General features: G+C 36.8%; 17 protein-coding genes. 5 read left to right on the forward strand and 12 right to left on the reverse strand.

Annotated elements, in window-relative coordinates; translation table 11 throughout:
• From V7S76_RS00380 to V7S76_RS00390, 3 genes are read right to left on the reverse strand one after another with little or no spacing between them, the layout of a single operon-like run.
• Positions 1-1,431 carry a PSP1 domain-containing protein gene (locus V7S76_RS00380; protein WP_459508013.1) on the reverse strand — a complete coding sequence of 477 codons (1,431 nt, stop codon included), beginning with the start codon at positions 1,429-1,431 and terminating at the stop codon, positions 1-3.
• Between the two features lie 27 nt (positions 1,432-1,458).
• Positions 1,459-2,745, reverse strand: coding sequence for a phosphoribosylamine--glycine ligase (gene purD, locus V7S76_RS00385; RefSeq protein WP_459508014.1), 1,287 nt, complete (start codon positions 2,743-2,745; stop codon positions 1,459-1,461).
• A 10-nt stretch (positions 2,746-2,755) separates the two neighbouring features.
• Entirely contained in the window at positions 2,756-5,068 is a 2,313-nt protein-coding gene (locus V7S76_RS00390) for a RecQ family ATP-dependent DNA helicase (RefSeq protein WP_459508015.1), read from the reverse strand.
• A gap of 90 nt (positions 5,069-5,158) precedes the next feature.
• On the opposite strand from V7S76_RS00390, the gene V7S76_RS00395 reads away from it, so the two are divergent.
• A complete protein-coding gene (locus V7S76_RS00395) occupies positions 5,159-6,127 on the forward strand; it encodes a KpsF/GutQ family sugar-phosphate isomerase (protein ID WP_459508016.1) in 969 nt (322 codons plus the stop codon).
• Between the two features lie 73 nt (positions 6,128-6,200).
• On the opposite strand, the gene V7S76_RS00400 is transcribed toward V7S76_RS00395, so the two are convergent.
• Together V7S76_RS00400 and crtD are read right to left on the reverse strand one after the other, a co-directional pair.
• The gene (locus V7S76_RS00400; RefSeq protein ID WP_459508017.1) at positions 6,201-6,677 is read right to left on the reverse strand and encodes a DUF4293 domain-containing protein; all 477 of its coding nucleotides are present in this window, start codon (positions 6,675-6,677) and stop codon (positions 6,201-6,203) included.
• 9 nt (positions 6,678-6,686) lie between these two features.
• On the reverse strand, positions 6,687-8,171 hold the full coding sequence (gene crtD / locus V7S76_RS00405) for a 1-hydroxycarotenoid 3,4-desaturase CrtD (protein WP_459508018.1): 1,485 nt from the start codon (positions 8,169-8,171) through the stop codon (positions 6,687-6,689).
• A gap of 1,012 nt (positions 8,172-9,183) precedes the next feature.
• Between crtD and aspS the strand changes: the two genes are divergently transcribed.
• Complete coding sequence (gene aspS, locus V7S76_RS00410; RefSeq protein WP_459508019.1) at positions 9,184-10,947, forward strand: aspartate--tRNA ligase; 1,764 nt, start codon at positions 9,184-9,186, stop codon at positions 10,945-10,947.
• Here aspS and V7S76_RS00415 read toward each other — a convergent pair whose 3' ends face one another.
• Genes V7S76_RS00415 through V7S76_RS00430 form a run of 4 tightly spaced genes read right to left on the reverse strand, consistent with a single transcriptional unit; the run spans position 10,948 to position 14,491 of the window.
• Entirely contained in the window at positions 10,948-11,577 is a 630-nt protein-coding gene (locus V7S76_RS00415; protein ID WP_459508021.1) for a carbonic anhydrase, read from the reverse strand.
• Positions 11,578-11,579: 2 nt separating this feature from the next.
• Entirely contained in the window at positions 11,580-13,106 is a 1,527-nt protein-coding gene (locus tag V7S76_RS00420) for a SulP family inorganic anion transporter (RefSeq protein ID WP_459508022.1), read from the reverse strand.
• A 38-nt stretch (positions 13,107-13,144) separates the two neighbouring features.
• Positions 13,145-13,516: a hypothetical protein gene (locus tag V7S76_RS00425; RefSeq protein WP_459508023.1), complete on the reverse strand. Its 372-nt coding sequence runs from the start codon at positions 13,514-13,516 to the stop codon at positions 13,145-13,147.
• 9 nt (positions 13,517-13,525) lie between these two features.
• Positions 13,526-14,491, reverse strand: a complete 966-nt coding sequence (locus tag V7S76_RS00430; protein WP_459508024.1) for a toxin-antitoxin system YwqK family antitoxin — start codon at positions 14,489-14,491, stop codon at positions 13,526-13,528.
• A 130-nt stretch (positions 14,492-14,621) separates the two neighbouring features.
• On the opposite strand from V7S76_RS00430, the gene V7S76_RS00435 reads away from it, so the two are divergent.
• The 3 genes from V7S76_RS00435 to V7S76_RS00445 are packed head-to-tail and all read left to right on the forward strand — an operon-like array spanning position 14,622 to position 17,291.
• Positions 14,622-15,560: a GDP-L-fucose synthase family protein gene (locus V7S76_RS00435; RefSeq protein ID WP_459508025.1), complete on the forward strand. Its 939-nt coding sequence runs from the start codon at positions 14,622-14,624 to the stop codon at positions 15,558-15,560.
• Entirely contained in the window at positions 15,560-16,303 is a 744-nt protein-coding gene (locus V7S76_RS00440; protein ID WP_459508026.1) for a class I SAM-dependent methyltransferase, read from the forward strand. Before V7S76_RS00435 ends, V7S76_RS00440 begins: the two co-directional genes overlap by 1 nt.
• Position 16,304: 1 nt before the next feature.
• Positions 16,305-17,291, forward strand: coding sequence for a YhdH/YhfP family quinone oxidoreductase (locus V7S76_RS00445; RefSeq protein ID WP_459508027.1), 987 nt, complete (start codon positions 16,305-16,307; stop codon positions 17,289-17,291).
• Here the strand turns inward: V7S76_RS00445 and V7S76_RS00450 are convergent.
• From V7S76_RS00450 to V7S76_RS00460, 3 genes are all read right to left on the reverse strand, one after another.
• Positions 17,281-21,147: a S8 family serine peptidase gene (locus tag V7S76_RS00450; protein ID WP_459508028.1), complete on the reverse strand. Its 3,867-nt coding sequence runs from the start codon at positions 21,145-21,147 to the stop codon at positions 17,281-17,283. The genes V7S76_RS00445 and V7S76_RS00450 overlap by 11 nt on opposite strands.
• A 138-nt stretch (positions 21,148-21,285) precedes the next feature.
• Positions 21,286-21,885 carry a ribonuclease HII gene (locus V7S76_RS00455; protein WP_459508029.1) on the reverse strand — a complete coding sequence of 200 codons (600 nt, stop codon included), beginning with the start codon at positions 21,883-21,885 and terminating at the stop codon, positions 21,286-21,288.
• Positions 21,886-21,895: 10 nt separating this feature from the next.
• Complete coding sequence (locus tag V7S76_RS00460) at positions 21,896-23,236, reverse strand: dihydroorotase (protein ID WP_459508030.1); 1,341 nt, start codon at positions 23,234-23,236, stop codon at positions 21,896-21,898.
• Between the last annotated feature and the right edge of the window lies 1 nt (position 23,237).

Here is a 23,237-nt window from a genome sequence, read left to right on the forward strand (position 1 = left end):
TTAAGCACTTGGCGTGGTGGGAGCATCTGAATTTCCTCCTGCCGGTCTTGGTTTAAATTTCTTTTTAAATTTCTTTTTAAATGGTTTGGGAGTCGAACCTTCTACACCTGAAGTAGGAGCGATTGCACCTGTATTTTCTTTGTTTTCAACATTGGAATTCGTTGGAGCTTTTGGCCCGTTGTTAACCGAATTATTTCTATTCGGATTTGCGTTTTTATTGGGATTATTTCCTTGATTTGGTTTTGGACCTTTATTGGGGTTTTCTCTATTTCTGTTTTCGAAACCACCTTTTTTCGCATTTCCTCCATTTTTTGATTTGCCGTATTTTTTATCCATACGATCTAAATCTGAATTCAATTCAGAAGCTTTCAGTTTCTCCACCACTGGAGCATCTGGAGATAGATTCTCAAACGACTCAGGAATAATTCCTTTTTTATTTAAATCAATAATTTCTTTGACGCGATCACATGAAACCGGAATCCAAATGCTTTCTTCACCCACTATTCCAAACCACATCATTCGTTTAAAAATATCTGTTTTTTGCAGAATAGCGTCACCTTTTTTGGTTTTTAAACGTCCTTCTATGGTTGGGATGCCTTTGAGGGCATCCATGTAGGTTTCTAATTCATAGTTAAGGCAACATTTCAATCGACCACACTGCCCACTTAGTTTCACAGGATTTAAAGATAAATTCTGATACCTAGCGGCTGAAGTTGTTACATTTTTAAAATCACTCAACCATGTTGAACAACACAATTCTCTACCACATATTCCAATTCCTCCAAGCCTTCCAGCTTCCTGACGAAGCGAAATTTGCTTCATTTCCACCCGAATTTTGAATTCATTGGCCAAAAGCTTAATCAACTCTCGGAAATCAACACGGTCGTCTGAAGAATAATAAAAAATGGCTTTTGTTCCATCTGATTGAAATTCTACATCGGATAATTTCATGTTTAGTTTTAAATCTCCGATGATTTGACGAGAACGATATAGGGTAGGTAAATCTCTCGCTAAAGCTTGTTCATGTTTTTCAATATCCTTATCTGTGGCAATCCGAACAATGGATTTAATGTTCTCATCGTCTTTGATACTCTTTTTAAGCAATTGTAAACGAACCAATTCACCTTGTAAGGATACTACTCCCAAATGAATGCCGCTTGTCGATTCGACCATCACTGCATCACCCGTGTGTAATTCTATTTGATTGGAATTTTTTAGGTATTCTTTTCTGCCGCCTTTGAATTTCACTTCCACAATATGATACCTCTGAAACTGAGGCACATCTAAGTCGGACAGCCAATCAAAAACGTTCATTTTATTGCAGCCTCCACTACCACAACCGCCATTACTTTGACAGCCTGAAACTGCTACTTCTCCTTCTGCTAATGCCTTGGAACCACAAGATCCCGTTGAACACGATTTACATGCCATAATTGATGTATGAAAATCGAATTAGAGTTAAGATTGATATCTTAATACATCTAATCCAATATCTCTTCTAAAGTTTTTACCTTCAAATTGAATAGAAATTGCAGCTTTTTGAGATTTCTGAATTGCATTCTCTAAGGTATTTGAAGTTCCCGTTAAAGCCATAACACGACCTCCTTGGGTAATTATTTTACCATTTTCTTCCTTGGTGCCTGCATGGAAAATAAGTGCATCTTTTACACTTTCCATGCCAGACATTTCATCCCCTTTTCTATATTCCTCAGGATAACCACCTGCTACTAACATAGTAGTTACCGCATATTGGTCATTTATTTCCAAAGTTTGTCCTTCTAAGCGGCCATGAGCGGAATCAACTAACAAAGATAGGAAATCCGATTTGATTCTAGGCAATACCACCTCAGTTTCTGGATCACCCATCCGAGCATTGTATTCAATGACATAGGGTTCTCCTTCGTGGTTCATTAAACCTATGAATATAAATCCTTTGTAGCTGATACCTTCCGATTTCAATCCTTGTATGGTAGGATCAATAACTTTCGTTTTCACCAAACTTATGAATTTTTCCGTAGCAAATGGAACAGGAGAAACAGCTCCCATGCCACCTGTATTTAAACCTTCGTCATTTTCTCCTATTCTTTTGTAGTCTTTTGCCTCAGGCAGTACCACATAATTTTCCCCATCACTCAAAACAAAAACTGAAAGTTCTATTCCTCGTAAAAATTGTTCGATCACAACTTTTTCACTAGCTGCTCCAAATTTAGAATCGTAAATCATTTCTTTAAATGAATCTTGCGCTTCTTGTAAAGTTTGAGCAATAATGACCCCTTTTCCAGCAGCTAAACCATCTGCCTTTAACACAATTGGGAAAGATTGTTCGCTTAAATAGGTTAAACCTTCCTCAGCATTCTCAATTGTAAAAGTTTTGGATCCAGCAGTTGGAACTCCATATTTATGCATGAATTTTTTAGAGAAATCTTTGCTTCCCTCAATTTGAGCACCTTCTTTTCCAGGACCTACAATCCCTACATGGCTTAAATCAGATTGAGATTCGATATAATCACGAACACCACGAACCAAAGGTTCCTCCGGTCCTACGATAACTAATTCAATCTGGTTTTCTCTAATGCATTGAACAATGGATTCAAAATCATTGACACCAAAACCAACATTCGTCCCTATTTCTGCGGTACCAGGATTACCTGGGGCAATGAATAATTTGTCTAATAACTGACTTTGGGAAATTTTCCAAGCAAATGCATGTTCTCTACCTCCTGATCCCAATAATAAAACGTTCATAAATTATATTCTAATTAGCTAATTCACTTAAAAACTTAATTCTCATTAAACGAAGTTCTTCTTCGCTTACATCGTCAATATTACAATTGTCTAATGCCTCAGCGATGTTATCTGTATCTGAGGACATGAAATATTCGTAAATTTCTTCTTGTTTATCGGGTTCAATAACTTGATTGATAAAATAGTCTAAATTCAATTTAGTGCCTGAATAACAAATTGCTTCAATTTCTTGAATCAATTCTGTCATGCCAAGTTCTTTTTGCTCCGCAATAATATCTAAATCAATTTTTCGATCGACTTGTTGAATGATGAATATTTTAATTTTAGATTTATTGACGGTCGATTTTACCACTACCTCTCTTGCCGTTTCGATCTCATTTTCTTCCACATATCGATTGATAACGTCTAAAAATGGTTTTCCAAACTTCACAACTTTCCCCATTCCGACACCGTTGATCTGAGCCATTTCTTCTTGGTTGCTCGGATAAGTGGTCGCCATTTCTTCCAATGAAGGATCTTGAAAAATGACATAAGGAGGTAAATTCTTTTCTTTGGCAATTTTCTTCCGAAGATTTTTTAATAGCTCAAATAAAGCATCATCATAAGCCTTCGCAGAAATACCATTTGATTCATCATCTGATTCTATCGGCTTTCCTTCTTGTTCATAATCATGGTCTTTGGAGAAAGTTAAAGGATAGGAGTCTTTTAAAAATGCCTCACCTTTTTCGCTAATCGCCAAAACGCCATAGTTTTCGATGTCTTTATCTAGTAATCCGAAAATGGTTACTTGTTTGATAAATGAAATCCATGGAGATTTGATTTCGTCTTCTGGATTTTCTTTTTTCGGTTTTGCTTTTAATTTAGGTTTTTTTGGAGTCTCATTTTCTTCGTCATCATCCTCGTCATCATCATCATCTTCATCTTTCACCACATTCCATGGTGCGATTTTTCCTTTTCCAAAGACATTTAATTTTTCATGACCATAACTTTCCACATATTGATTGGTGGTTCCTTCCAAAATATCCGCAATGTGTTCAGCATCAAATTTACCTCCAGTTTCTTTTACAGCCTCCAATACCCATGAAACTTCTTCCTCGGCTTTGAAGGTAGGCGTAGGATGTAAACAATTGTCGCAGAACCCACAATTATCAGCCATGTATTCTCCAAAATAACTCAGTAATTGTTTTCTTCTGCAAACTCCTAAATTGGTGTAGAAAACCATTTCACTCAATAATAACTTGGCGTTTTCTTTTTCGGTAAAAGCTTTGTCCTTATTGAATTTATCTAATTTTAAAATATCATCGTAGGTATAGAACAAGATACATGTTCCGTCCAAACCATCTCTTCCTGCTCTGCCAGTTTCCTGATAATAACCCTCTAGAGATTTTGGAGCATCATAATGTATTACAAATCGAACATCGGGTTTATCTATTCCCATTCCAAAAGCAATGGTCGCAACCATTACTTCTACTTCTTCATTTAAAAATGCTTCTTGATTGGCCATTCTCACATGAGGCTCTAAGCCAGCATGGTAAGGAAGAGCTTTTATGCCATTAACATGAAGTAATTCTGCAATTTCTTCCACCCGTTTTCTACTCAAGCAATAAATAATGCCCGCTTTGCCAGTATGTGACTTGATAAAACGAATCAATTGTTTATCAATGTCCACTTTGGAACGTATTTCGTAATAAAGGTTTTTCCGATTGAAAGAAGATTTGAAAACCTGTGCATCTTCTAAATTCAATGTTTTTTGGATGTCTTGCTGTACTTTTGGTGTCGCAGTAGCCGTTAGAGCAATGATGGGCAATTTTTCATTGATGGATTCAATGATACCTCGTATTTTTCTGTATTCAGGTCGGAAATCATGACCCCATTCCGAAATACAATGTGCCTCATCTATCGCAACAAATGATATATTGGCTTGTTTAAGAAAATTTAAATTATCTTGTTTATTTAGGGATTCAGGAGCAATGTAAAGCAATTTTACTTCTCCTTTCAATACTTCACTTTTTACTTTATTTATTTCAGCCTTGGTTAAGGATGAATTGAGAAATTGTGCATTCACACCAAAGGCAATCAATTGATCCACTTGGTTCTTCATCAATGCAATTAAGGGTGAAATAACAATTGCAGTGCCCTCAATAACAATGGCGGGTAATTGATAGCAAAGCGACTTGCCGGCGCCGGTAGGCATTAAAACAAAACTATTAAGTCCTTTTAGGGTATTTTGTATGATGAGTTCTTGCTCACCTCTAAATTGACTAAATCCAAAGGTTTTTTTTAGCTGCTCCTTTAACACATCGCTGGAAATTGAACTATACATATTTTTCAATACTTAATGGGCTATTTCAATAATTTAGGTTAAAAATGTTCGTGGACTTGGTTATCTTTGAAGTCGCAAAACAATCTTAAATTGAAATTAAGCAAAAATATCCAATCCACAGCAAAAAAAGTTTTATCTCAAGAGGCAGAAGCCATTTTACAAGTTAGTAGATTAATTGATTCTGAATTTGAAGCTTGTGTAGAACATTTATTGTCGCAGAATGGCCGCATCGTTTTTACAGGAATTGGTAAATCCGCCATAATAGCTCAAAAAATCGTTGCTACTATGAATTCAACGGGTACGCCAGCACTTTTTATGCATGCAGCAGATGCTATTCATGGAGATTTAGGTATGATTCAAGATGGAGATTCCGTTATCTGTATTTCTAAATCTGGCGATACACCAGAAATTAAGGTGTTGGTGCCACTCATTAAGCGATTGGGAGTTTGTTTAATTGCGATGGTTTCCAATAAAAATTCTTACCTAGCTCAACAATCGGATTTCGTTCTTCATGCTTTAGCAGAATCGGAAGCTGATTTGATAAATTTGGCACCAACAACCTCCACGACAGTGGCGTTGGCCTTAGGAGATGCCTTGGCCGTTTGTTTATTGGAATGTAAAGGATTTACAGCTCAAGATTTTGCCAAATATCATCCGGGCGGTGCATTGGGAAAACGTTTGTATTTGAAAGTCATTGATATTTATCCTCAACATCAATTTCCACATATCTCCCCTGATGCAACCATTCAAGAAGCCATTCATGAAATATCTTCCAAGCGTTTAGGTGCGACATCTATTTTGGATATGGATCAAAATTTGATTGGTATCATAACCGATGGAGATGTGAGGCGGATGTTAGAATCTAAATCGGATTGGGCTAATATCAACATCCAAGAGATGATGAATCCAAATCCCAAGACGATTGATGCAGATGCCTTTGCGACGGAAGCTTTAGCCTTGATGCAATCAAAAAATATTACTCAATTGGTTGTGATGGAAAATAAAAAGGCCGTGGGATTTATTCATCTACACGACCTTTTAAGGGAAGGAATTGTATAATTCAAGCAGCATAAAATCAAAATGAGATTTCAATAATCTAATCTTGGCAAAGCCGAGCATTAGAATGGTTTTTCTATCGCATTCTATTGGATGATTGTACCAACATTTCGTCTTTTCTAATCAATCGGTTGGCAATCATGTTAGCCAATAAGGCAACAACCAATGCATAAAATCCCAATTCATATTGGCCATTCAAGGTTGGGTCAAACAAAGGGATGGTTTCTTTGAAAATGATGTAAAACGTATATCCCATGGTAATGGCTATTAGGACGGAATTGATCAATCCCAAGGTCATTTGTTGGATTCTGTTTTTATAAGAAAATAATATTCCTAAACTCAAGATAGCGGAGGCTAAGACAATGATTAATAATAGGTAGTTTCCTTGACTTGCTACTTCCTTACCATTCAATGATTGTGTCCATTGCGTGATGAAAAGTTCTACAAGTTGTCCTTGAGTTCCCGTTTTCGCCCAAATGGGAAAACCGGTGCAAACTACTATTTCTGCGAAAATGACAATGAGTAAAAAAATGGATTGTGGGCGTTGAATCATGTTTTTTCTTTATTTTTTGCGAAAATAAGCATTTTTTTGATACAAATCAGCAGCAATTTTTGCGGACGATAAACATAAGGGGATTCCTCCTCCTGGGTGAACGCTACCTCCAACCCAATATAGATTTTTGATGGCAGGACGATAATTGGGATGTCGCAAGAATGCGGCAAATTGATTATTGGAAGCATTTCCGTACAAGGCTCCTCCAGAGGAAGTGGTGCGTTGTTCAATTTTTATGGGATCCAAGGAATCTTCGGAGATTAAATATTCTCTGATGGAATAGCCTAGTATTCGTCCGACTTTATCCAAGACTCTTTCTTTGGTTTCTTTCACAAGATTCTCCCAATCTTGACCTTCGTTTGCGGGGGTATTGATTAACACAAACCAATTTTCAGAATTGGGTGGAGCGTCTGTTTTTTCTAATTTACTAGAAATGTGTATGTAGACTGTAGGATCCTCGAATAAGGTTTTGGATTGGAAGATGGCGTCAAATTCGGAACGGTAGTTGTCAGAAAAAAAGATATTATGGACACCTAATTCGTCAAAATTTTTGTTCATTCCCCAATAGAAAATGATTCCTGAGCTTGATTTTTCTTGATTTAATAATTTTTTGGGTGCTGGAATTTCTGACAATAAGCCTAAATAACTTGGTCGAATATCGGAATTGCTAGCAATGGCATCAAAACGAAATTCTCCTTTGCTTGTTTTCAAACCAACAGCTGTATTTTCCTGCAGTAATATTTTTTCTACCGCAGTATTAAAATGAAAGGTAACTCCTAGGTCGATGGCTAATTGATATAAAGCTTTGGTGATAGATATCATGCCACCTTCAGGGAAAAATGCGCCAATATTGTATTCTAAATGTGGAATGATGGATAAAGTAGCTGGGGTTTGATAGGGATCAGAGCCATTGTATGTGGCATATCGATCGAATAATTGTACTGTTTTAGGGTTTTTGAATAAGGAGGTATGGTATTGGTGCATTTTGGAAAATAAACCTAAAGAAGGGATGTTAGCATAGCCTTTCATGGCTTTTTTGCTTGTCCAAGTACTTAATTCATGCAAAGAATTTCCTAAAAACAAATCACTGATGATTTCATATTTGTGCTTAAGTCCTGCTAAAAATTGAATGATTAATTCTTTGTCCTCCCCAAGTTGGGATGCCATTTCCTCTGCTGTATCTGTTGGATTTTCTAAGGTGGATAAACGGGTGCCATCTTCCCAAAAGTATTTGCAAATTTCTGGTAAACGCTGGTAGTTAAAATAATCCCTTGGGTTTTTACCAGCCAAGGTAAATAATTCATCCACTAATGTTGGAAGTGTAAACAGTGAAGGCCCTGCATCGTAGCGGAATCCATCCTTTTGAATGGAGCTTAATTTCCCACCAGGGAATTCGTTTTTTTCGAAAATTTCCACTTTTTCATTTTGGCATGCCAAACGGATGGAAAGCGATATTCCTCCAATTCCAGCTCCAATAATGCCTATATTGCCCATTTTGGCTGTTTTTTAATTATTTGAAAAAAAATCAATTATTTTTCAAAAAGTTGCAAAAAGACAAGTTGACAAAAATCAACACCTTGTAAATTTGTATCACAATCAGAAACAAAACCACTTAATATTTTAATTGCCTAACCAACCCTTAAAAATTTACCTAACCCTACAAAATTAATTAGATTGTTATTAGTACTTACCTAACCCAAAATTATACCTAACCAACCCCTTAAATTAACCTAAGTTAAAATTAAATCCTAACCCTAAAATTTATTCCATCAAGTGCTTGAGCAATCAAGCACTTTTTTTTGGCTCCAATCACCTCTATAATTGTAATTTCAAAAAGAGATAAGAAATAGAAAAATTAGTTAATTGATAAAAAATATAAGTGTTCAGTTAGCTATTAAGACGGCTATTTTTTATGGGGAATGGGCCCCCTTACCCCCTGCAATTTAAGGTTTAGAAAGTTCAGTTGTTTGATAAAATTAGTTGTCTGAATGCTGATGTTAACTTCTACAAACACCTTGTATCTCTTTTCTTTCTTCTAATTCATTCTTGAAACATAATAATGCGAATGAAGGGTTAAAACTTCTAATTAATTTTTTTCGTGCTGCTCTTTGTAACAATCATTATAAACATGGCTTCGATACTTCGGCAAGCTCAATAACCCTACTTTGACAGGGTCAGTAACCGCGTACTGCCACTGTTCGAAATCACAAAAACTTTTGTTCTTAAAGCTAAATATATCTCGATACTAAGGGTTAATCCGAAGAAAGAAACGAAATAAATTATGAGGTATGAATTATGAGTTATGAATTTAAGTTTTTTTGTTTCTTTTTTTCTAAAAAAAAGAAATGCCATAGAAAATAAATTAACCAATAAATGGCAATGCGATAACGAAAGTTGAAATAATAATGAATATTTCAACTCTTAATTCGCATTAATACTTCACTTTTGCTACTACCATTCTATTTCTGTAATTTTGTGCAAAATTTAAAATTACCAATCATTTAATATGTTACGTACACATACAAACGGTGAATTAAGATTAGAGCATGTTGGACAAGAAGTTACATTATGTGGCTGGGTACAACGTTCAAGAGATAAAGGAGGTATGATTTGGATTGATCTTCGCGACCGTTATGGCATTACTCAATTAATGTTGGAAGAAGGTAAATCGACACCAGAGGCTTTGACTTTAGCTAGAAGCTTAGGTCGTGAATTTGTGATAGAGGCGACAGGTACATTGGTAGAGCGATTGGCTAAAAATGACAAATTACCGACAGGTGATGTGGAATTAAAGGTAAAAGAATTAAAAGTGCTTAATCCGGCTAAATTACCTCCATTTATGATTGAGGATGAAACGGATGGTGGGGATGATATCCGCATGAAATATCGTTATTTGGATTTGAGACGGAATCCAATTCGTGAGAGTTTACAATTAAGACATAAAGTAGGTAGAGAAGTAAGAAATTACTTAGATGCTCAGAATTTTATAGAAGTAGAAACTCCTGTTTTAATTAAATCTACGCCTGAAGGAGCACGCGATTTTGTGGTGCCTTCCCGAATGAATCCGGGGGAATTTTATGCCCTGCCACAATCGCCACAAACATTTAAGCAATTATTGATGGTTTCTGGCTTTGATCGATATTATCAAATTGTCAAATGTTTTAGAGATGAAGATTTACGTGCTGATCGCCAGCCGGAATTTACTCAGATCGATTGTGAGATGTCTTTTGTGCAACAAGAAGACATTTTGAATATGTTTGAAGGCTTGATTCGTCATTTATTTATTCAAGTCAAAGGTTTGGATATTGGTGAGGTTTCTAGGATGACTTACGCGCATGCTATGAAATATTATGGTTCTGATAAGCCAGATATTCGATTTGATATGAAATTTGTCGAATTGAAAGGGGAGGATGTTGATTTAACATCAGGAAAAGATTTTGCTGTATTTGATTCAGCTAGTTTGGTGGTAGGGATTTGTGTGAAAGGTGCAGCAGAATATACACGTAAACAAATCGATGAATTAACTGATTTTGTACGCCGTCCTCAAATTGGGGCTAAAGGATTGATCAATATGCGCTACCAAGCAGATGGCGCTTTAAAATCTTCCGTGGATAAATTTTATGCCGAAGAAGATTTGAAAAAGTGGGCAGAAGCATTTGGTGCAGAAAAAGGTGATTTAATCTTGATCTTGCCAGGTGAAGGCGATAAAGTTCGCAAGCAATTGAATGAATTGCGTTTAGAAATGGGTAACCGTTTAGGTTTACGTGATCCAAATAATTATAGTGTTCATTGGGTAGTTGATTTCCCATTATTGGAATACAGTGAAGAAGAAAATCGCTGGTTTGCGATGCATCATCCATTTACAAGTCCAAAACCAGAAGATCTTGCAGCGATGGAAGCGGGTGATTTAGCGAAGGTCAGAGCGAATGCCTATGATTTAGTGGTGAATGGTGTGGAAGTTGGTGGTGGATCGATTCGTATTTTCCAAAAGGAATTGCAATCTAAAATGTTCCAATTATTAGGTTTTACGGAAGAGGAGGCAAAAGCACAATTTGGATTTTTATTGGATGCCTTTGAATATGGAGCACCTCCACATGGTGGCTTAGCCTTTGGTTTCGACCGACTTTGTTCTTTGTTTGGCGGTTCGGAGTCTATCCGTGATTTTATCGCTTTCCCAAAAAACAATGCCGGCCGTGATGTGATGATTGATTCACCTTCTCCATTGGCGCAAGCTCAATTGGATGAGTTGAAAATTAAAACCAATTTGTAATTAAAAATCGTAGGTGAAGACTGGATTCGTCCATTCACCTGCTGATATATTTAATACTTCTTTGATCTCTCCACAGTGAATGTCAAATACCCACCCATGTAAGTGTGGGTATTTGTCTTTTCCCCAAGATTTTTGCACGATACTAGTTTTGGCTAAGTTTCGAACTTGTTCTTGTACATTCAATTCGACCAATTGATTGAAGCGTTGTTCTTCATCTTTGATCAATTGTAAGTTATCATAATTCTTTTCGTACACTTCTTTAATGTTTCTCAACCATTTGTTGATTAACCCATAATCTTGGTTAGACATTGCTGCTTTAACACCTCCGCAATTGTAGTGTCCACAGACAATGATGTGTTTTACTTTTAATACCTCTACGGCATATTGCAAAACTGACAACAAATTAATGTCTGTGTGTACAACTAAATTGGCCACATTTCGATGAACAAAAATTTCTCCTGGATCAGCATGAGTAATTTCTTCAGCCGGTACACGACTATCTGCACATCCTATCCAAAGAAATAGCGGGTTTTGCTCTTTGGATAGATCGTCGAAATAATGTTCATCCACATCTAGGCGGTCACTTGCCCAAGCTTTATTACTAAGTAATAATTTTTTGTATTCCTTCATGATTATTTCTTTTTATAGTCAACTTCAATGCCTCTTTCTTGGGCAGTACTGATAAATTCTTCAATTAATAAATGTATGTCATGGTCCATAAAATGAGCCTTAGATGCATCTATATAAACCGTTTGACCCGGTTTTATTTTTCTCAAAGCTTCTTTTAATGCTAGTTTGTGTAAAAAAGTAACATCTTTTTGAAATTTGATTAATATCTCATTGTTATTTTCAAAAACAGAAAATACCGATGAATAATTGGTGAATATCACAAAAATCAAACCTACGATAGTTCCAATAAAAATTCCCCATAATAAATCGACACCTACGACTACTAAAATAGTTATTGCGAAAGGTATCCATTGTTTCCATCCTTCCTTAAATACTTTTTTGATTTCTTTAGGATGTGCTAATTTGTATCCGGTGTACAGTAGAATACTTGCCAAACAAGACAATGGGATCAAATTTAGATAGATTGGAATAACTAAAATAGCCAATAGTAAAAGGACTCCATGGAAAAATCCCGACATCCTAGTTTTTCCTCCTGCATAAATATTGGTAGAAGAACGAACAATGACAGAGGTAATAGGAAGTCCACCTAATAAACCACTAGTTAAATTACCCACCCCTTGTGCAATTAATTCTTTGTCGGCAGAAGCTATCCTTTTCAATGGATCCAATGATTCGGTCGCTTCTAATGAAAGTAAGGATTCCAAACTTGCAACGATGGCTAAGGTGATTGCGATAGTGTAAATTTTAGGATTGGATAAAAAACTAAAATCAGGACTCACGATGCCTTCTGTGATTTCACCTAAAGAGTTAAAAATGGGTAAGTTGACCATGTGGTCAAGTGAATTACCTAGATAAAGAGATGGTTCAAAGATGAATAACAATTGGTTGACTCCCACACCTATCAAAACTACCATTAAGGAGGCTGGTACGGCTTTTATCCAAGTGATTTTTTCTGAAATAACCGGCCAAGAAAATAAAATAATTAAACCTATCCCTGAAATTAAGATAGCACCTGGCTTTAATAAATGAAGTGAGTTGAATAACTCGCTAAAGGTATTTTCACCATCCGCTTGAAAAAATTCAAACTCGCCTATAAAGTCCAAGTCATCACCTAATGCATGCGGGATTTGTTTCAGGATAATAACAATACCGATGGCAACCAACATTCCTCGAATAACAGAGGAAGGAAAAAAGCTACCTATTTTGCCTAGTTTGAATAATCCTAATAGTACTTGTAAAGCCCCTGCTATGATCACTGCAACTAGAAAACCAGAAAATGAACCTAGTGAATGAATAGCATTGGCTACGATAATGGTTAATCCTGCTGCAGGTCCGCTAACAGATAATTCAGAGCCAGATAATAGAGCAACAATTGTTCCTCCTATGATCCCAGCAATTAAACCAGATAAAAGTGGTGCCCCTGACGCTAAGGCAATACCAAGACATAATGGCAATGCAACGAGAAATACGGCTATGCCTGATTTCCAATCGCCTTTAAGGAAGGCAGATAGATAATTATTGAATTTCATGAAATTGAATTGTTAAAAGTTTTTTTTAGATATTACGATTAACTATTCATTTCGGGAGGTGAAAAGATTTGGTTGATAAAAGCCTGAGATAAGTCACTTTTGTGTGTTTGGAATAGGGACTTAGATTCGGCAAAGAAAAAAGATTTATGTTTGAAATGGTTTACAAGCTCCGCATGATGAATGTCATTTTCGTTTTCATTTTCATCCTGATCTTCATCTTCTCCTTCAGCTAAATTAGAGGTAAATGGGATATGAGAAGAATAATTAAGGGGTCTTGTATTGTTGGATAAATATGTTTGGGAAATATTTGAAATAACAGAAAGGCCTACACTACTTTCAGACTCTCTTGTTGAAAAAGAGCTGAGATTTTGCATAAAAAAAAGTAATAATAGGAGTCCTATATTTTTCATGTCGCAATGTTAATCAAATTTCTGTGGATTTTGAAAAATGATTTTGGATTGATTATCACGTTCTTGAATTAAGATTCCTTCTTGCGTGTCAAATTTATCTTTTCCAAAACGCCATTCCTTTTTTAAACGTCCTCCGGTACCTTTTTCGTGAAATTCCCTCCAGCGGCCTATTTTTACACTATCATCAAACTTTCCCTCTTCTTTCATTAATCCAGAAGGAAAAAATGAAAGGTATTGGCCGACAATTTTCCCATAGACCTTTGGGATTACCTCTTTGATTTTCTTTTTTTCAATATCATAATAGGAGATGCTCGACTCAGCCGTGAGTCCTCTTTTAAAGTATTGTTTGTTTTCTAATTCAAATTCGGGTCCATAATTTTCCCAACGTCCATCTTTGGCACCCATATAAAAATAACCTTGTTCCACTAATACTTGGTTAAGGTATCTTTTAAATGGTCCATGGCAAATTTGAGCAGTTTTATTGTCTTTTAATGAACTATTGACAATTCGGGATTGTGCTGGATCAAACCACCAAATTTCTTGATTGTATGGATTGATTGCTTCATCCTCTACGTATTTGACCACATTGATTTCTTCATAGCCAGCTCTATTTCCACTACCATATTGTCCCAATCTTTTTTCGGTCTTTACACCTTCGTATTCATCTTTTACGATGATTTTTTTCTTGATGTTTTTTACCAATTTGGCCGACTTCTTTCCTAAATTGTTTAAACCCATTTCTTCAATGAATGCCTTGGATTCTTTTTTCCATTCAGCACTTTCTTTTTTTAGGTTTTTAACCTTCTCAACTCCTTTTTCAAGTCCCGTTTCAACTCGCCCACCGAATAATCCTTTGGATTTGACTGTTGTATCTATCAAGGGTTTTTTGTCGGAAAAAACAGCCTTATCTTGTCCTAATACGGAAATGTGGATAGCGGCAAAAAGAATAAATAAGATGGATAATTTTTGAATCATGTGATTAGAAACGTGTTTGTCTCAAAAAAATTTTCCAAAAATAGGAATTTAAATGATTACATGAGGTAGTTTGTGTATTTTTGCAAGGATTTTTTGTGATTAATTCTTTAGTAAAACGAGATAAATTCTTTTGGAAAAGCAAGCGAAAATATATGTTGCAGGTCATAGAGGGATGGTTGGGTCAGCCATCGTTCGTCTATTACAATCATTAGGTTACCATAATTTGATTCTTAAAAGTTCATCCGAATTGGACTTGAAAAATCAGGTAGATGTGGCTACTTTTTTCCAAATGGAAAAACCAGATTATGTCTTTTTAGCCGCCGCAAAAGTGGGTGGAATAGTTGCTAACAATACATATAGAGCTGATTTTCTCTACGAAAATTTACAAATTCAAAACAACGTTATACATCAGGCTTATGTATCTAATGTCAAAAAATTGATGTTTTTGGGGTCTTCCTGCATCTATCCGAAATTAGCCCCTCAACCTCTGAAGGAATCTTATTTGTTAAGCGGCTATTTGGAGCCTACCAATGAACCGTATGCCATAGCAAAAATTGCTGGAATTAAAATGTGTGAGGCCTATCGTGACCAATACGGTTGCAATTTCATTTCTGTTATGCCTACCAATTTATATGGTCCCAATGACAATTATTCATTAGAGAATTCACACGTTTTGCCTGCCATGATTCGTAAATTTTACGAGGCAAAATTGGAAAATAAACCCTTTATGGAGCTGTGGGGGACAGGCTCGCCAATGCGAGAATTCCTACATGCCGATGATTTAGCAGCCGCATGTTTGTTTTTGATGGAAAATTATCAAGATTCTGAATTGGTGAATATAGGAACTGGTCTTGAGGTATCCATCAAAGATTTGGCAGAAAATGTGAAACGGATTGTTGGATATGAAGGAGAGATCAAATGGGATTATTCCAAACCTGATGGGACTCCACGGAAATTAATGGATGTCAGTAAATTACATGCTTTAGGTTGGCATCATCAAATTGAATTAGCTCAGGGCATTGAATTGGCTTTTCATGATTTTTTAACAAATCCTAGTATCCGAAAATAATGGAAGAGAAAGATGAGTGGTTTAGCGCCTGGTTCGATTCACCTTATTACCATATCTTATATGCTCAAAGGGATGAAGAGGAAGCTGCTAATTTTATCAAAACTCTTCAACATAAATTATCCATACCACTTCATGCAGAGGTATTGGATGCCGCTTGTGGAAAAGGTAGGCATGCCAAAACCTTATTTGACTTAGGTTTGCATGTTTCAGCATTCGATCTTTCCCCAAGTAATATTTTAGAAGCAAAATTATCGGAATGTCCAGGTTTATATTTTTTTGAACACGACTTAAGACAGGCTTTACCGAAGGCGAATTTTTATGATGCCATTTTTAATTTTTTTACCAGTTTTGGGTATTTTGATGAAAAATTAGAAAATCAAAAAGCTTTTTATGTCTTGGCCAATGCATTAAAAAAAGGCGGAATTCTAGTGTTAGATTTCTTCAATCCGGTATATGTTTTGGCCAATTTGGTTCAAAAAGAGACCATTATTCGGCAAGGTATCAAATTTCACATTCAACGTTGGGAAGAAAACGGGTACCTTTATAAATCCATCGATTTTGAAGATCAAGCAGAAAAATTTCATTTTCTAGAAAAAGTGGAACTGATCTCTAAAAATGATTTTATTTCTTACGCTAGTTTGGCTGGGTTGAATTTAATTGATTTATTAGGCGATTATAAACTGGGGCCCTTTGATGAGAAAAATTCCCAAAGAATGATTTTTTTCTGGGCTAAAAAGAAATAAAATGGATTCATTTAACGCATTATTGACTAAAGAAGTTGATTCAGGCCAATATCTAACTGATCTAGCAACGCTTCCCATTGATTTTTTGTCTTCGCATGAAGTGATGATTCAAGTTGATTTTTCTTCATTGAATTACAAAGATGCCTTATCCGCTAATGGCCATAAAGGAATTACCAAAACATTTCCTCATATCCCAGGAATTGATGCGGCTGGCCGAGTGCTGAGTGATTCTTCTGGAAGATTTATTCAGGGGCAAGAAGTACTTGTCACAGGTTTTGACTTAGGCATGAATACCAACGGCGGTTTATCCGAGCGAATTTCGGTGCCAGCTAATTGGGTGTTGCCACTTCCTCCTAAAATGGGACTTCGAAAATCCATGGAGTTGGGAACTGCAGGATTAACTGCTGGATTGGCTTTAAGTGCTTTACAAGAAAATAATATTCAAACACATTCTGGTCCGATTGTCGTGACAGGCGCCACTGGCGGAGTGGGTATGCTGAGTATATTACTTTTAAAAAAGCTAGGTTATAAAGTGATAGCCTTGACAGGCAAGCAAGGACAAAAATCATTTTTGTTGAATCTTGGGGCAGATGAAGTGATTTTTCGTGAAGATTTTTTGTTGGAACAACACCGTGCCATGTATCCTATGCAATTTGCTGGAGCCATTGATACTGTTGGAGGGGAAGTCTTGGTTAAACTGTTAAAATCGCTGAAATTTTCAGGTGCCATTGCTGCCTGTGGGATGGCCTCAGGAACGGATTTAAATTTACAAATCTATCCTTTTATCCTAAGGGGAGCTCGTTTACTAGGAATTTTTTCTGCAGATGCTACTGCTGAAAAAAAAGCTGAAATATGGAAGAAATTTGCTAACGAATGGTCAATCGATTGCTCTAGCATTGTTCAAGAAATTACCTTGAAAGAAGCCCCTTATGAATTATCGGAAATGCTTAAAGGAGCTTCTTTTGGCAGGAAATTAGTTAAAATTTAATAATCTTAACCGCTTGTGTTTGGGTAGCAGGAATACGTAAAATGTAAGTTCCTTCGCTTAATTTGGATACATCCAATGACATGGTTTTCTCAATTGAATCTACCACACATTGTTTGGTTAATACTAATTTTCCTTCTATATCCATCACTTCAACATCATACATGTTAGCAGTTAATCCATCTGGTAATCCTATTTTAATGGATTGGCTAACGGGATTTGGAAATGCCACAATCTGCTTGAATGGATTCTCGTTTTCGGTTGCTAATATATTGACATTAATGATATCAGAAGTTGCTAGGCAACCATTCGTGTCTTTTAGCTGAACTTTATAGGTTCCTGACGTAACTGGGATGTATTTATTGCTGTTGGCATTCGGAATCGCAGATCCACCCAATAACCATTGAATATTGGTTCCAGCGGAGGTACTTAAAATTCCTTGACTGTAGGAAATAAATGGCGGAATCGGGGTGCTGAATTTCAAATCCAATGTATCTGAAATGGCAGGACAAGCTCCTCCGGAAACACTTCCTTTGACAGAATACTTACCTGACAAACTAGTTGTATAGGTCGAATTCGTTGCTCCTTTGATATCCGCGCCATTCAATTGCCATTGGTAACTTGGATTGTCACCTGAATTTGCAACAATGGCTAAACTAGGTTGATCGGAGGTACAAATGGTTTTCTTACCACTGGGAGTTATTTTAATGATAGGAGAAGTGTTTACTTTTACCGGGACCTCCACACGTTTGGTCGCACAATTGTAAGAGCGGAGCTTCATGTCGTAGAAGTAATAGTAACCTGATTGGATTATCTCATTGTTGTAAAGTACACCATCCATCTTGATGACATTGGATATTTCGTAAGGATAACCAATGTTTGTAACTGCATTGGCGGTATCTTTTAAAGATCGATTACTTCGGTAAATACTTGCCCCATTGTAGCATTCTTGAGTGATGGCATAAGAGCCAGCTGCAGGGAAAGAAAGATTCAATTGGACAATTTGTCCTGGATCATTTTTGTCGTCCGGTATTTGAATACTTGGATCGGTTGGAATATTCTTTTGAATACGTGTTGCTGTTAATTCTCTTACTACAGATCCCACCAACATGCCAGTATTAAAGTCATAAACACTAAACACAATTGTGCCTGAGGTTCCCACATAGACTCTGGCAGATTCTAAAACGATTGGACTTTTTACATCTACGATTGGAATCGGGCCAAAATTGGCGTAATAACTTCCTAATCCAAATTCTTTTTTTGTTTTCGGTCCATAAGATGCTGAAAAGTCGCCACTGGCAGCGAAGTAAGGCTTATTTGCGGGTAAAGAAACTGTTTGGCCAGATCCAACCAACATATTGTTATTGTACCAAAGTGCGTTAGGATCCGTACTTCTTAAAGTTAGCGTGCTCGCTCCCGTGCAATACTCCCCACTCACCACAGGTGGATTTGGATTATCTACTGTAATTTCTTTTAAGTAATTATTATTTAGCCCATTCTGATCATTGGTTAAATTCGTGGATAACTCAAATTGGTAAGTTTCTCCAGCATTCAAGACCATCGATCCGGTCAATGCAATTTCTTCCTCCGTTTTAGAATAAACAGTAGGAATGGTGCCAGTTAATGTGGATATCGTTTGTCCTTTTTGCGTTATTTTCAATAGGACTTTTACCTCGTTTTGGTCAGCAGTTCCATGATTTTTCACTTTGGCAATAAAAGTCATGCTGCCATTTGTTGCACAAATTTTGGGAGTTGATTGGCTGAAACTTAAAGCTCCTACATCATTGGAAGGTTCTGTAATTTGCATTAAATATTCTTCTACCTCACCGGCAGAGATAGAACCACACGACTTCGCTAAGCTATTGTTAGAACCAAATTCTGTAACAAGTCGAATGCGGTAATACTGATTAATTGAACTTGTTGATTGAATTTGAAATGTACTCGAAAAAGTAGAAGTAGTAATGTTGCCGGTATTAAGACATAATTCATTTAAATCATCAAAATCTCCATCTTGATTCCAGTCGACATACAATTTAGAATGTTTAGCTTGTGCATCACTAAACGTTATTTCAACAGGAATAGTTTGTCCTAATTCGGTAATGAATGGTTTATCCATAAAATCACTTATGGAAGAAGAAGTAAAGATATTTTTATTCAAAGAAATGGATTGAACAGCATTACTTGGATTTGTATTGCTTAATGAACAATATTTTTGACCTCCAATACCCGACAAAATAATCGTATAATCTTGCGGTGCATTATCTTTTAACGTTTTTTTGTGAGAATAACTTAACTCATAACTTTTTCCAGGTATCGCACCAACGATAATAATTTTCTCAATATTGTCACGAATATTGTCACCCGGTTTGGCCAAATTGGCTGGTGCCGCCGGATCTAAAATAAATGGAAGATAGGTGCCCGCATTATCTTTGATTCGAATGTCAAGGTCGTTCACCAATCGAGGCGTTCGGTCATTTAGAATAGCTGACCCAACCTTACCTTCAGGGTCTGTCCATGAAATTGTGGCCGTCAAATCCCCTTTTCCTGAAGCAATCAATGGAATACTTCCTGATTGTCCATTGGCCAAAGTACCTTCAATAATTTTATACGAATTATCTTTGTTCATGATCACTTTGGCTGCATTTTCAGCATTCAGCAATCCCCAGCCAGATTTATAATCCGGACCAAGGGGTCCAATGTCCATCGCCGTATGCAAAAGCAATCCTTTCAAGGTTGCTGCACGCATAAAATTATTATTATTTAGACGATTGTATAATTGTTGAAGTAAAAAAGCTGATCCAGCAACTTGGGGGCTCGACATGGATGTGCCGCTAGAGGTGGCATAGGCTGTTGTAGAGGAATTTGATGTCGAATAAATATTAGTTCCTACTCCCATAATATCAGGCTTAATTCTTCCATCATCTGTAGGACCCCAACTCGAAAATGCGGAAATAGTCACATCAGATGCCTTGGTAGGGGCAAAACCCATTAAATCTACCGAACCAACCGTTAAAATATTTTTGGCGTTTCCGGTGGTCGAAATAATATCATATGAATTATTTTTCGATCTAGCCACGCGAGATGTATCTACTCCATTGATAGGGGTATGCAAATAATATAATTCTCCTGCAGTAGTCGGACCATTTGAATTACGATTATTCCCAGCCGACTTAAACATTAAAAATTTGGGAGCATTATAAGCATATTGATCAAGAGCCGCTGTATTGTCATCGTAAAAACCGAATTTATAATCTTCCGTACTGCTTACTTTGTCATATCCATACCAAACCCATTTATTCTTGGTGTCACTAAACTCCCAACCTGCTACATAGCCATATGAATGATTGCTAACCAATAGACTTTTCGAATTCTCATTTATTTCTTTGGCATCTCCATTAAAATCCCAAACCCGAACATTGGCACCATTCGACATTCCCTTTGCATTGGAATTGATTCCTTGGGCAATTAACGTTCCACTTACGTGAGTGGCGTGTGAGTCTGAAGCTATTCCTGCGTCCTCGGTAGTGACACGTCCGATTAATTCTTGATGATTGACCATCGCTCCACCACCATCCCACATACCTAATTTCCCGGACATAGTATCGGATTTTCCCGTGAGATTCAATCCTAAAATTCCATCCATATACAATTGATTCGTTCTGGTCTGATTAGCAGCTATTGCGTTGGAGTGATTGCCTATATAAAGTGCTTCCCCGATTTCATTGATCTGTTGAAAATGCAAGACGCGATCCTTACTTAATGTATCCTTGAGCTTGATTCCCCTTTCCTTGGCAATCCGAAAACTGCGTTTTGAAATACTATCCGCTTTTTGGCTCAATGTTTTTATACGTTCCGCCATTTGGGATTTTTTCGATTTACTATATATCTCACTTTGTCCAAATAATAGAATAGGAGAAATTAGTATTGACAACAAAATAAATAAAGTAAAATGACGCAAGCTATTAAGGTTTAGGTTGAAACAAATATGACTATGAAATTAATCTTTTTCTTTTAATTCTACACGAAATGTTTTTCGGTGCAAAGGAGTAGGGCCAAAATGCAAAACTGCTTTTCTATGATGCAGGGTTGGATATCCTGCATTTCGCTCCCAAGCGTATTCTGGATAGTTTAGAGCAGCTTTTTCCATCCATTCATCCCGATAGGTTTTGGCTAAAACGGATGCCGCGGCGATGGAAAAAAACTTGGAATCACCTTTGACAACGCAAGTGTGTGGAATCAAAGGGTAGCTAATAAACCTATTTCCGTCGACCAACAGATGCTCAGGAATTTGTTTCAATTGATCAACAGCACGGTGCATGGCTAATACACTCGCTTTGTAAATATTAATTTGATCAATTGTCTCAGCATCTACTTCCGCAATTGCAAAATCGATAGCGAATTCTATAATCTCTTTTCGCAATTGATCCCTCTGCTTTGCTGTTAGTTGCTTTGAGTCGTTCAATAATGGATGATGAAAATCCTTGGGTAAAATAACGGCCGCCGCTACCACTGGCCCCGCCAAACAACCCCTTCCAGCTTCATCTAATCCAGCTTCTATGGCATTGGGACTATAGTATGCTTGTAAGGTGGTTTTCATCTAATGTCAATTAACCTCGCTGAAATAATAACCTTCTACCTAAATTCGATTCATCGAAAGTACCTAATGAATAGGCCAAATGACCTGAAACAAAGGTGTATTCAATGCTACTGGCAAAAGTATGACCTTCCATAGGTGACCAAGCGCATTGGTAATGAATGGAGTTTTTGTTTACTTGATGTGGTTTTTCCAAATCTACAATCGCTAAATCCGCCCAATAACCCTCACGAATGTATCCTCTATCTTCAATTTGAAAGATGTCGGCAACCGCATGAGCTGTTTTTTCAGCTATTTTTTCCAATGATAAATGGCCTTCTTTTGATAACTCAATCATCATTAATAAGGGATGTTGAACCAAGGGTAAACCAGAAGGCGATTTCCAATAATTTTGTTGTTTTTCCTCCCAAGTATGTGGTGCATGGTCTGTTGCAATGATATCCAAATGCCCTGAAAGCAATGCTTTTCGTAAGGCATTTTTATGTCGAGCATCTTTGATGGCTGGATTACACTTAATCAAATTACCTAATTCGTCATATTGCGAAGCGTCAAACCATAAATGATGTACGCAAACCTCTGACGTTATTTTTTTGTCTTTTGAGGCAATCGTGTGGTCAAACAAAGCCAATTCCTCTTCCGTACTTATGTGTAAAATATGCAATCGGGAGCCACATTTTTTAGCTAATTCAATGGCTTTTTCACTAGATAAATAACAGGCTTCTTCATTTCTAATTAAAGGATGAATATAAGCCGGAGCTTCCTCTGGAAATTGCGATTTAAATAATTCGGTTCTTGCTTTTACCGTTGGTTCATCTTCGCAGTGAGTGGCGATGAGCATCTCACTCTGACAAAATATATTTTCAAGGGTTTTAATATTATCTACCAACATATTTCCAGTGGATGATCCCATGAAAATTTTAATTCCACAAACATCCGTTTTGGAGGTTCGTAAAACCTCTTCCAAATTATCATTTCCAGCTCCCATAAAAAAGGAGTAATTAGCAAGGGAACTTCTACTCGCTATGGCATATTTATCTGCCAATAATTCTTGAGTCAATGCATTGGGCACCGTATTGGGCATTTCCATAAAGCTGGTAACCCCACCTGCAACTGCAGCTCTAGCCTCACTCGCGATAGTAGCCTTATGAGTTAAACCCGGTTCTCTAAAATGAACTTGGTCATCAATCATGCCAGGAAATACATGTTTCCCTTTTAAATCAATGATTCGTTCATCACCTTTGGGTTTTATTTCTGCGTCAATTCGGTCTATTCTACCGTTATAAATACGAATGTCGGCTTGAATAATTCTGCCTTCATTAACGATTTGACCATTTTTTAATAAATACGTTGACATA

The organism is Aquirufa sp. ROCK2-A2 (assembly GCF_054558485.1).